We start from the raw sequence: 11587 nt of genomic DNA, 5'->3' as shown, positions 1-11587 counted from the left end.
CGGGCGGTTAAGAAGTACTCACAGCGAGGACGGTGGCCACCGGGGTCGACGGGCGACCGATCAGCTTCTGCAGATCGCCGCTCTGCGTGTCGAGGGCGCCGGTGGCTACTCCTGCATCGGAATCGGCGAGCATCTGCGCCACCGGTGCCGGCAAGCCGGCGCCTTCGAGGAGGGCGGCGTACTCGTCCTGCGGAAGGTCCTTGTACGACACCGGGCTACCGACCACCGTGGAGAGGGCCTCGGCCAGCTGTTCGTATGTCAGCCGCTCGTCACCACCGAGCTCGTACACCGCTCCAGCCTGCCCGTCGGCGACCAGGACGGCGGCGGCCGCCTCGGCGTAATCCTTCCGCGCGGCCCCGGCGATGATGCCGTTCCCTGCGCTGCCGAACAAGGAACCCGTCTCCCGGGCCGTTGCCACAGCGCCCAGGTAGTTCTCCCAGTACCAGCCGTTGCGCAGCAAGGCGAAGTCAATTCCGGATTCGTCGAGCAGATCCTCGGTGGCGCGGTGCTCGGCAGCCAGTCCGAGTGGGCTCTTCTGCGCATCGAGGACGCTGGTGTAGGCAATGAACCCGACACCGGCTGCCTTCGCCGCATCGATGACGTTGCCGTGCTGAATCACTCGTTGCCCGACGTCGGAACCCGACACGAGGAGCAGCTTGTCGACACCACCGAGCGCCTTGTCGAGCGAGGCGCGGTCGCTGTAGTCGGCTTGCCGGACGTCGACGCCCTTGCCGATCAGGTCGGCGGCCTTGGCCGGTGTGCGAACGAGCGCCACGATCTCCCCGGCGGGGGTGCCCTTGTCGAGAAGAGCCTCGACGGCCAGGCGGCCGAAATGTCCTGTTGCACCGGTGACGGCGATGGTCATGGGAACTCCTAGCGTGAGGGTTGTTGTTTCAAGCGCGCACGTCCCATTATGCACTAACTATTTGTAAGTGCAAGCTCGGCGGTAAGCACTTCTCCGATGAGGGGTAGAGTGGTGAGCATGTCCGAGCTCGAACAGACACCGCGTGAGGCCGCAGACAACCTGGAAGCCGACGTCTTCGCCCGTGGGTGCACCTCTCGCGAAACCCTGCAGACCGTCACCGGCCGATGGGGTGTGCTCGCGCTCGCGGCGTTGGCCGAGGGCAACTACCGCTTCAGCGCACTACGCCGACGTGTCGACGGAGTCAGTGAACGCATGCTGTCGCAGACCCTCCAAGCGCTCGAACGAGACGGACTCGTGGTCCGCGACGTACTCGAGGCGATACCCCCGAAGGTGGAATACAGCCTGACACCGCTCGGTGCCGAGATCGCCGGACGTCTCGTCGGCCTGATCGAACTGGTCGAGTCGCGGATGCCCGAAGTGTGGGCGGCGCAGCAGAAGTACGCCGAACGCCGGACCGACCAGAACTAGGCCCACATACACGAAACGAGGCCCGCACAGGATCTGTGCGGGCCTCGTGTCGTGTCGTGGATCAGAAGTTGATCATGTGCCCGGCGAGGCCGTGGATGGCCTCCTGCAGGGCTTCGCTGAGGGTGGGGTGGGTGTGCACGTTGCGGGCCAGCTCGTTGACGGTGAGGTCCCACTTCTGCGCGAGGGTCAGCTCGGGCAGCAACTCGGAGACGTCGGGGCCGATGAGGTGGCCGCCGAGCAGCTCGCCGTACTTGGTGTCGGAGATCAGCTTGACGAAGCCGGTGGAGTCACCGAGGCCGTGCGCCTTGCCGTTGGCGGCGAACGGGAAGTTCGCCACCTTGATGTCGTAGCCCTCGTCCTTCGCCTGCTGCTCGGTGAGACCGAAGCTGGCCACCTGCGGCTGGCAGAACGTGGCGCGCGGCATCATCCGGTAGTCCTCGATCGGCAGCGTCTCGGCGCCGGCGATCGTCTCGGCCGCCACCACACCCTGCGCCTCGGCCACGTGGGCGAGCTGCAGCTTCATCGTCACGTCACCGATCGCGTAGATGTGCGGCACCGACGTCTGCATCGTGTCGGTGATCCCGATGGCACCGCGATCGGTGAGCTGGACACCGGTCTTCTCGAGGCCGAAGCCCTCCACGCGGGGAGCGAAGCCGACCGACTGCATCACCTTGTCGACCACGACGGTCTCGATCTCGCCGCTCTTGTTGTCCTTGATCGAGACGGTGACCTTGCTGCCGTCGTCGTCGATGCTCTGCACCGCGGCGCCGGTTCTGACCTTGACGCCGAGCTTTTTGTACTGCTTCTCGATTTCCTTGGAGATGTCCGCGTCTTCGTTGGGCAGCGCCCGGTCGAGGAACTCGACGATGGTGACGTCCACGCCGTAGTTCTTCAGGACGTAACCGAACTCCATGCCGATCGCCCCGGCCCCGACGATGAGGATCGATCCCGGCAGATCCCGGGTCATGATCTGCTCTTCGTAGGTGACGACGTTCTCGCTCAGCGAGGTACCCGGCAGCAACTTGGTGGTCGAACCGGTCGCGATGATGGCGTTGTCGAACGTCACCGTCTCGGTGCCACCCTTGGTCAGTGCGACCTCGATGGTGTTGGCGTCGGTGAAGGTGCCCTTGCCGTCGTACTCGGGAATCTTGTTCTTCTTCATCAAGAAGTGGATGCCCTTGACGCGCCCCTCCGCGACCTTGCGGCTGCGGTCGTAGGCGGCGCCGAAGTCGAAGGACGCTTCACCGGTGATGCCGAACAGCTTGGCCTCTTTCGTGAAGAGATGCGCAAGCTCGGCGTTACGGAGAAGAGCCTTCGAGGGGATGCAGCCCACGTTCAGGCACACACCACCCCAATACTTCTGCTCGATGATGGCGGTACTCAATCCCAGCTGTGCCGCGCGGATAGCAGCGACGTACCCACCGGGACCGGCTCCGAGGACAACGACGTCATAGTGTGAGGTCACGGTTGTTCAGGGTAGTCCCGTCCGGATTCGGTGTCTCACCTCGGTCGTGTTACCCGCCAGTAGCCCAGACTGCCGCCGCGACACGGGCGAAATTTCCCCCGTATACGGCCTCGATGGAGGGCTCGTCGAACCCCCGATTCCGCAGAACGCGATCGAGAGTCAGCACATTCTCCGGCGGTACCCACTGCAGCGGACCCCACGCCGTATACGCGTCCGAGAACGAGCCCGCATTGTTCGTGATCTCGGCGACGAAGTCCGCGGCGTCGAACGAGTAGTCCGAGCCGATGCCGACGTGCGCGGGACCCACCAGATCGACCGCCTCCTCGATGTGGTCAGCCATCGCCGACAACCGTCGGGCATGGTCGTCCGGCCCATTGACACCCAGAAAGATGCCGACCCCGTTGATCCCGATCACGCCACCCGTCTCCGCGCAGGAGCGGGCCTGATCGTCGGTGATGTTGCGAGGGTGATCCCACAATCGCCGCAGGTTGGAGTGGCTGTAGATCATGGGGCGCTCGGTAACTGCGGCAAGGTCGAGTCCGGTACGTATCGAACAGTGGGAGCCGTCCACGGTCATCCCCACCCGATTCATCTCCCGCACGAGGTCGCGGCCGTAGCCGGTCAGCCCGGTGTCGTGGGCGTCGAGGCAACCGCACCCGGCGGCATTCGCATGGTTGTACGTGGGCAGCAGCGATCGTGTGCCCAGACGGTGAAAATGGGCCACGTTGGCGAGGTCGCCGTCGAGCGGGGCGGAATCTTCCAGGTCGAAGGCGAGCGCGATACCACCGGCACCGCGTATCGCGTCGACGTCGTCGAGCCGCGTCACCAACTCGATGTCACCGCCGGCCTGGGCACGAAAGTTCTCGGCGATCGCCGTCGACGCCGCCCTGTCCTGCGGGGAGTACCCGATGTTCACCGACACGTAGCTGCCGGCCGGACGACGGTAACGGCGGAGCTCGTCGATAGTTGCCGATGGTGTCAGCGGCAGGCAGCAGTGCTGCTCCCACAACGGGTACTGCCCGGGTGCACTCACGCCGCCGAGGCTATCCGAGGTCTTCCTGCAACAATGGCCGTCATGACGGATCCCTATCTCTGGCTCGAAGATGTCACCGCTGACCGGTCTCTCGACTGGGTGCGGGAACGCAACGCGCGGACCGTCGGCGAGTACACCGAGAACTCGGAGTTCTCCGCGCTCGAGGGCCGGATCCTGGAATTGCTGGATACCGATGCGCGCATTCCCTACGTCGCCCTGCGCGGTGACTATCTGTACAACTTCTGGCGCGACGGTGAGCACAAGCGCGGAATCTGGCGGCGCACATCCCTGGCGGAATACCGCTCCGAGGATCCGCAGTGGGACGTGTTGCTCGACGTCGACGAACTCGCCGAGCGCGAGGGTGAGAATTGGGTGTGGGCAGGGGCGAGTGTCCTGCGCCCAGCACAGACCCGCGCGTTGCTGTCGTTCTCGCGGGGCGGCGCCGACGCGTCTGTGGTTCGCGAGTTCGATCTGGACGCACGGCAATTCGTCACAGACAATCCTTTCGACGTCCCGGAAGCCAAGACCAGCATCAGCTGGATCGACGAGGACAGCGTCTACGTGGGCACCGACTTCGGTGACGGCTCGATGACCGATTCCGGCTATCCGAGGATCGCGAAGCGCTGGCATCGCGGTACCCCGTTGTCCGAGGCGGTCACCGTGTTCGAGGGCGAGAGCACCGACGTGTCGGTGGGCGCCTCCTACGACGACACTCCCGGATACGAGCGGCACTTCGTCGGCCGATCGATCGACTTCTACAACTCCGAACGGTACGAGTTGTTGCCGGACGGTTCGCTGTTGCGCATCGACACGCCCGACGACGCCGGAACGTCCGTCTACCGCGACTGGCTGACCGTCCGCCCGCGCACCGACTGGGAGGTGGACGGCACCATCTATCCCGCGGGTTCGCTGCTCGTCACCGACTACGCCGACTATCTCGCCGGCTCGCGGGAATTGACGCCGCTGTTCACACCCGACGAGCACACATCCCTGGAACAGGGCACGTGGACTCGCAACCACCTGCTTCTGGTCACCCTCTCGGACGTGCAGACCAGATTGTCGGTGCTCACGCCCACCGAAACCGGCTGGGACGAGAAGCCGCTCGACGGCGTGCCCGAACTCACGGCCAGCGGTGTCATCAGCACGGATGCGCGCAGCGGGGACAATTTCTTCGTCAACAGCAGCGGATTCACTACTCCCGCAACTCTTTTCTACGGCACCGTCGGCGGACCGCTGGAACCTGTCAAGCAGGCGCCCTCGTTCTTCGACGCCGACGGTATCTCGGTGTCCCAGTACTTCGTCGCCTCGGACGACGGAACGGAGATCCCGTACTTCGTCGTACGCCGCGACGACGCCGACGGTCCCTGCCCCACACTCTTGTACGGATACGGCGGGTTCGAGAACTCGATGGTGCCGGGATACAGCGGGTCGGTCGGCTTCGCCTGGCTCGAACGCGGGGGTGCGTACGTCGTCGCCAACATTCGCGGTGGCGGTGAATACGGCCCGTCGTGGCACACCCAGGCCGTCCGCGAAGGCCGTCACAAAGTGTTCGAGGACTTTGCCGCAGTCGCGCGCGACCTGGTCGCGCGCGGCATCACCACGACGAAGCAACTTGCGGCTCAAGGTGGAAGCAACGGCGGTCTCCTGATGGGCGTCATGCTGACCCGCTACCCCGAACTCTTCGGGGCGATCGTATGTCAGGTGCCGCTCCTCGACATGAAGCGGTACCACCTGCTGTTGGCCGGGGCGTCGTGGATGGCCGAGTACGGCGACCCCGACGATCCCGAGGACTGGAAGTTCATCAGCGAGTACTCGCCGTACCAGAACACCAGTGCCACCGCCGAGTACCCACCGATTCTGGTGACCACCTCCACGCGGGACGACCGGGTCCATCCGGGTCATGCCCGCAAGATGACCGCCCTCCTCGAGGAGCAGGGCCACGAAGTCTGGTACTACGAGAACATCGAAGGTGGACACGGCGGGGCCGCGGACAACGCTCAGGCCGCGTTCAAGTCGGCGCTGACGTTCATGTTCCTGTGGCGCACACTCACCCGCCCGTGAGTACTTCTTAACCACCCCATGTTAATAAGTACTCACGGCTAGGTGTGGTCATGGATCCAGTCGACGACCCGATCGACCGTGTCGACTGGCTCCCGGATCCACCCGTTGTGACCCTGCGGTCGCGGGTTGTGCCAGATGGTGACGTCCGCATGTGGGAGTTTGGCGACGAGATTCTTCGCCGAAGGGCCCGGCGCGAGGTCATCGCCCTCGATAGTCACCGACAGGACGGGCAGCTTCAATCTGCCGATCCGTTCCTCGTAGTCGATGTCGGCGCCGTCGGGTTCGATTTTCCCGGTGCGCGCGAAACGGGACCAGTCGGAAATCAGTACCTTCGACTGCCTGCCGAACCCGCCGATGTCGAGCCTGCCGCCCGGCCAGAAACCGGCGAGATTGGCCGTCATCGACATCGCGGCCGCACCGACGAGCATTCGCGGGGAGTGCATTCCGGGAAATCCCCGGTGATACGGCGACCCCGACGCGACGAGCACGATTCCGCCGAGCCGGCCGCGTATCCGCGCCGCGTACATCACGCCCAGCTGACCACCCATACTGTGCCCCAACAGGAACGGCGTCGCAGCCGGGAAATGTTCGCGCACCACCTCGAAGATGGCGGGAAAGTCGACCGACACCAGCTCGTGGTAGCCGTACCTGCTGGCACTGCTCGGACGGGGGCGGCTGTCACCCTGTCCGCGTAGTTCGCCGATGGCCGCATTGAAGCCGCGGGACATCAGCTCCTCGGCGAACGGCTCGTAGTAGCCGGCAGGAATTCCCAGGCCGGGAAACACCACGACTACGGGTGCCTCGTCCCGCCCGGCGAACAGGCGAACCGGAGTGGTCGTTCCGTCGGGCATCTGGATCGGTACTGTCTCCACTCCGCCAGACTAGACGGCTCGACCCCCGCGGATTCGCGATCCGCAGGGGTCGAGACACAAGTCAGTGCACGAGGACGGTGGTGTCCGGGCCGGTGGCTACAGGCCGATCGACGACGCCAGGAGCGGCCACGACTTGTGGAGGTCCTCCTGCCAGTACGTCCACGAGTGGGTGCCGACGGGACGGAAGTCGAAGGTGGCGGGAATCTGCAACTCGTTCAGCTTGTCCGCCAGGGCGCGGGTGCACTGGTTGGTCGCCGCCTCGATGGCACCGCCGAGGATGATCTGGTTGGCGAACGTCTCGACGTTTCCGTTGATCCCCGGACCGTCGAGGCGATCGTTCGGGCCCGGAAGGCCGGAACCGTTGCTGACGTAGATGTCGAGGCCGCGCAGCTTCTCCGCATTGAGGTACGGATCGTTGGCCGTCCAGGCCGGGTCGTCCACGGGACCCCACATGTTGCTGGTGTCGCCGCCGCCGCGGGATTCGACGACCATCCGGACATACGTGCGACCGGGGTCGGTGCTGGTCATCGCGCAACCACTGTAGGCGCCGACACTCTCGTACAGCTCGGGTGCCGACTGCGCGAGGCTCAGGACGGAACTGCCGGCCATGGAGATTCCGGCGATCGAGTTGACACCGTTGGTGCCCAGCTCGGCGTCGACGATGGGCGGGAGTTCCTGGGTGAGGAACGTCGTCCACTTGTTGTTACCCAGTTCGGGATCTTCCTGCCGCCAGTCCGTGTAGTAACTGAAGGCGCCCTGCATCGGCGTGACGACGTTGACATTCTTGTCGGCGAAGAAATCGACCACGTCGGTCTTCGCCTGCCAGGTGGCGGAGTCCTCGCCGCCACCCGCGCCGTTGAGCAGGTACAGCGTGGGCCTCGGAGCACTGGTGTCCGCGGGCGTGATCACCCGGAGCGGAATGTCGCGGTCCATCGACGCCGAGTAGACGTGCATCGTCAACTGCCGGTCGTCGATCTTCTCGGTACGCAGGAGTCGCGAGCTGCCGTCGGCGACGGTCGCGTCATCCACCGGGTCTGCGGACACGGCCTGCGCCCCCGCCCACGGAAGAGCCGCTGCGAGAGCGAGCGCGAGTGCCAGCCGAACCCCGTACCTACCCGCTGCCGTGCGGTTGCCCATTATTCTCCTTTGCTGCGAAGCCGCCTGCCCGACTCCGAAGAGACGAGAACTGGAGCCCACAGTGTGTCATGTGGGCTCCAGTTCTCAACTGGATGTTGGTGGAGACGCGCTTTCTACGCCTCTGATGACCCCGTCAGCAAGTCGAGAAGTCCGGTGAGTATATCGAGCAGGCCAAGGATTTGAGTGGACATATTTTTCTCTCCCGATCGACTGTGTTGGTTTTCGATCTGCGCCATGGGTCGGCGCTTCACTCTTTGTACCCGACCGAAGGCGAAGACCAAAGAAATTTCTCGGACATATCTCGAATAGTTACCTGGCGTTCGGAAGAAAGGCCATCCGGTTATTCGCCAATTACCTGGCTTGCACGGCCCACGACCAGCGGATCTACCATCCCGACCACATCGAAGTCCTTGTTCCCGTAATCGAACAGCGACAGAACATACTTCATTGCATTGATGCGCGCTCTTTTCTTGTCATTGCTCTTGACTACCGTCCACGGAGCAATATCGGTGTCCGTGAAGCGAAACATATCTTCCTTGGCCGCGGTATAGGCGCCCCATTTATCCAGTGAGGCAATGTCCATCGAGGACAATTTCCACTGACGAACCGGATCGACCTGACGGATGGCAAACCGGGTCCGCTGCTCGAGTGGTGAGACAGAGAACCACAGCTTGGTGAGGCTGACACCGTCGTCGACGAGCATGCGTTCGAAGAGCGGCGTCTGATGCAGGAACCTGTCGTATTCGTTTGCGCTGCAGAAGCCCATGACCCGCTCGACGCCGGCGCGGTTGTACCACGACCGGTCGAACAATACGATCTCACCTGCCGCAGGGAGATGCTGCACGTAACGCTGGAAGTACCACTGGGTCGACTCGCGCACCGACGGCTTCTCGAGTGCCACGACACGCGCACCGCGCGGATTGAGGTGTTCCATGAACCGTTTGATAGTGCCACCCTTGCCGGCGGCGTCGCGTCCCTCGAACACGATGACGTGACGGCGTCCGGTGTCCTTCACCCAGTTCTGGAACTTCAGCAGTTCGATCTGGAGCAACCGTTTGGCAACTTCGTATTCTTCGCGGGGCATCCGCTCCTCGTACGGATAGCCCTCCCGCCAGGTATCGACGACCAGACCGTCGGTGAGCGTGACGAGCACGGGATCATCGTCGTCCTCGTCGTCGACCCTGAACGCGGAGGTGTCGCGGAGGTCGACGGCAGTAGCCAGATCCGCGTACGCGCTGAGGAAGCCGGGGCGTTCGTCGATGTCGGTCATGGGGCGGAATCTAGCGGCGCGAGGCGTCCTCGAAGTGACCCGGGCGTGAACGGGAAACGCGCTCTCAGCACGATGTCGGGGTGAAAGACCAGGGTGGAGATCGGGGTACATCCCGATGTGCACTACCAGCGGGCTGAGCAGACTGGACGCATGACATTCGACAGCAATACTCCTCGCCAGTTCACCCGCTCCGACAACCAGAAAATGCTCGCCGGCGTCTGCGGCGGCATCGCCGAATACTTCGGTGCCGACGTCAACCTCGTCCGACTCCTGGCCGTCGTCGCCACACTCGTCACCGGCGGCACCGCGGCTCTCGTCTACCTCGCAGCGTGGATGCTGATGCCCGCCAAGTAGGCGCTCCGCGCCCGTGCACCAGAGGCGCTCCGCGCCCGTGCGCCTTTGTGGTCGCCCCGACGACCACAAAGGCGCACGGGGCCGAAGGCCGAAGGCCCGGAACTCTCTTGCGGGAGTCCCGGGCCTTCGGGGTGTTCGGGTGGAGCGGGGTGGTACGGACTCAGAAGTCCATGCCGCCCATGCCGCCGGTCGGGTCGCCCGCGGGCGCTCCGGCCTTCTCCGGCTTGTCGGCGACGACGGCCTCGGTGGTGAGGAACAGAGCCGCGATCGACGCTGCGTTCTGCAGCGCGGAGCGGGTGACCTTGACCGGGTCGTTGATGCCTGCTTCGAGCAGGTCGCCGTACTCGTTGTTCGCAGCGTTGAGGCCGTGACCTGCGGGCAGGTTGCGGACCTTCTCGGCGACGACGCCGGGCTCGAGGCCGGCGTTGAAGGCGATCTGCTTCAGCGGAGCTTCGAGGGCGACGCGAACGATGTTCGCACCGGTGGCCTCGTCACCTTCGAGCTTGAGGTCGTCGAGCGCGGGGGCCGACTGCAGCAGCGCCACGCCACCACCGGCAACGATGCCCTCTTCGACGGCAGCCTTGGCGTTACGCACGGCATCTTCGATGCGGTGCTTGCGCTCCTTGAGCTCGACCTCGGTGGCGGCACCGGCCTTGATGACTGCAACGCCACCGGCCAGCTTGGCCAGGCGCTCCTGCAGCTTCTCGCGGTCGTAGTCGCTGTCGCTGTTTTCGATCTCGGCGCGGATCTGGCTCACGCGACCGGCGATAGCGTCGGAATCGCCGGCACCCTCGACGATGGTGGTCTCGTCCTTGGTGATGACGACCTTGCGGGCCTGGCCGAGGAGCTCGAGTCCGGCGGTCTCCAGGGAGAGGCCGACCTCTTCGCTGATGACCTCGCCACCGGTGAGGATGGCGATGTCGGCGAGCTGCGCCTTGCGGCGGTCCCCGAAGCCGGGGGCCTTGACGGCCACGGACTTGAAGGTGCCACGAATCTTGTTGACCACCAGGGTGGACAGGGCTTCGCCCTCGACGTCCTCCGCGATGATGACCAGCGGCTTGCCCGACTGGATGACCTTCTCCAGCAGCGGCAGCAGGTCCTTGACGGTGGAGATCTTGGAGCTCACGAGCAGGATGTACGCGTCCTCGAGGACGGCTTCCTGACGCTCTGCATCGGTGGCGAAGTACGCCGAGATGTAGCCCTTGTCGAAGCGCATGCCCTCGGTGAGCTCGAGCTGCAGGCCGAAGGTGTTGGACTCCTCGACCGTGATGACGCCTTCCTTGCCGACCTTGTCCATGGCCTCGGCGATGAGCTCACCGATGGACGGGTCGCCGGCGGAGATACCAGCGGTAGCAGCGATCTGCTCCTTGGTGTCGATCTCCTTGGCGGTCTCGAGCAGACGCGCGGTGACGGCCTCGACGGCCTTCTCGATGCCGCGCTTGAGGCCGAGCGGGTTGGCGCCGGCAGCAACGTTGCGGAGGCCCTCACGCACGAGAGCCTGAGCGAGCACGGTTGCGGTGGTGGTTCCGTCGCCGGCGACGTCGTCCGTCTTCTTGGCGACCTCCTTGACCAGCTCGGCACCGATCTTCTCGTAGGGGTCCTCGAGCTCGATCTCCTTGGCGATGGAAACGCCGTCGTTGGTGATCGTGGGAGCTCCCCACTTCTTCTCGAGCACGACGTTGCGACCCTTGGGGCCCAACGTCACCTTGACTGCGTCGGCGAGGGCGTTGAGTCCTCGCTCGAGGCCGCGACGGGCCTCTTCGTCGAACGCGATGATCTTGGCCATTGCGAAGTGATCCTCCGGATTGGGGGGTGACACACAGGACGGCCGCTTGCCGGGTCGCCCCATTTACGCCTTGGGCCGGGGTCAGTGCCCGCGACGGACGACCAGGGGTGTCTAGGTTCCCGGTCTCACCATCCCGACCTGGCACTCACGTGTCGCGAGTGCCAAGTGCATTTCTAGCACTCGACCAGGGTGAGTGCAAGGTCGGGACGAGACGGC

At 64.6% G+C, this 11587-nt stretch carries 10 protein-coding genes; 3 read left to right on the top strand and 7 right to left on the bottom strand.

The features are described from left to right. Nucleotides 1–7: 7 nt before the first annotated feature. Nucleotides 8–865 carry an SDR family oxidoreductase gene (locus GFS60_RS07730; RefSeq protein ID WP_159920166.1) on the bottom strand — a complete coding sequence of 286 codons (858 nt, stop codon included), beginning with the start codon at nt 863–865 and terminating at the stop codon, nt 8–10. 117 nt (nt 866–982) lie between these two features. On the opposite strand from GFS60_RS07730, the gene GFS60_RS07725 reads away from it, so the two are divergent. Then, on the top strand, nt 983–1393 hold the full coding sequence (locus GFS60_RS07725) for a winged helix-turn-helix transcriptional regulator (protein ID WP_159920164.1): 411 nt from the start codon (nt 983–985) through the stop codon (nt 1391–1393). Nucleotides 1394–1454: 61 nt separating this feature from the next. On the opposite strand, the gene lpdA is transcribed toward GFS60_RS07725, so the two are convergent. Beyond that, nucleotides 1455–2858: a dihydrolipoyl dehydrogenase gene (gene lpdA, locus GFS60_RS07720; protein WP_159920162.1), complete on the bottom strand. Its 1404-nt coding sequence runs from the start codon at nt 2856–2858 to the stop codon at nt 1455–1457. Nucleotides 2859–2907: 49 nt separating this feature from the next. Then, nucleotides 2908–3891: a dipeptidase gene (locus GFS60_RS07715; protein WP_201453522.1), complete on the bottom strand. Its 984-nt coding sequence runs from the start codon at nt 3889–3891 to the stop codon at nt 2908–2910. 42 nt (nt 3892–3933) lie between these two features. Between GFS60_RS07715 and GFS60_RS07710 the strand changes: the two genes are divergently transcribed. Continuing rightward, the gene (locus GFS60_RS07710; protein ID WP_159920160.1) at nt 3934–5952 is read left to right on the top strand and encodes a prolyl oligopeptidase family serine peptidase; all 2019 of its coding nucleotides are present in this window, start codon (nt 3934–3936) and stop codon (nt 5950–5952) included. Nucleotides 5953–5990: 38 nt separating this feature from the next. Here the strand turns inward: GFS60_RS07710 and GFS60_RS07705 are convergent, their stop codons facing one another. The 3 genes from GFS60_RS07705 to ppk2 all read right to left on the bottom strand — a co-directional run bounded on the left by GFS60_RS07705 (nt 5991) and on the right by ppk2 (nt 9231). Beyond that, nucleotides 5991–6824 carry an alpha/beta hydrolase family protein gene (locus GFS60_RS07705; RefSeq protein WP_230990105.1) on the bottom strand — a complete coding sequence of 278 codons (834 nt, stop codon included), beginning with the start codon at nt 6822–6824 and terminating at the stop codon, nt 5991–5993. A 96-nt stretch (nt 6825–6920) separates the two neighbouring features. Further along, on the bottom strand, nt 6921–7961 hold the full coding sequence (locus tag GFS60_RS07700; protein ID WP_159920158.1) for an alpha/beta hydrolase: 1041 nt from the start codon (nt 7959–7961) through the stop codon (nt 6921–6923). A gap of 340 nt (nt 7962–8301) precedes the next feature. Continuing rightward, the gene (gene ppk2, locus GFS60_RS07695) at nt 8302–9231 is read right to left on the bottom strand and encodes a polyphosphate kinase 2 (RefSeq protein WP_159920156.1); all 930 of its coding nucleotides are present in this window, start codon (nt 9229–9231) and stop codon (nt 8302–8304) included. A gap of 150 nt (nt 9232–9381) precedes the next feature. On the opposite strand from ppk2, the gene GFS60_RS07690 reads away from it, so the two are divergent. After that, entirely contained in the window at nt 9382–9585 is a 204-nt protein-coding gene (locus GFS60_RS07690) for a PspC domain-containing protein (RefSeq protein ID WP_109334920.1), read from the top strand. A 160-nt stretch (nt 9586–9745) separates the two neighbouring features. Here GFS60_RS07690 and groL read toward each other — a convergent pair whose 3' ends face one another. Then, the gene (gene groL, locus GFS60_RS07685) at nt 9746–11371 is read right to left on the bottom strand and encodes a chaperonin GroEL (protein WP_109327707.1); all 1626 of its coding nucleotides are present in this window, start codon (nt 11369–11371) and stop codon (nt 9746–9748) included. Between the last annotated feature and the right edge of the window lie 216 nt (nt 11372–11587).

This window comes from Rhodococcus sp. WAY2, assembly GCF_009859915.1.
Classification (GTDB): domain Bacteria; phylum Actinomycetota; class Actinomycetes; order Mycobacteriales; family Mycobacteriaceae; genus Rhodococcus_F; species Rhodococcus_F oxybenzonivorans.
Note: the sequence above shows the minus strand (reverse complement) of the source record. Positions and strands in the feature narration are given on the sequence as shown.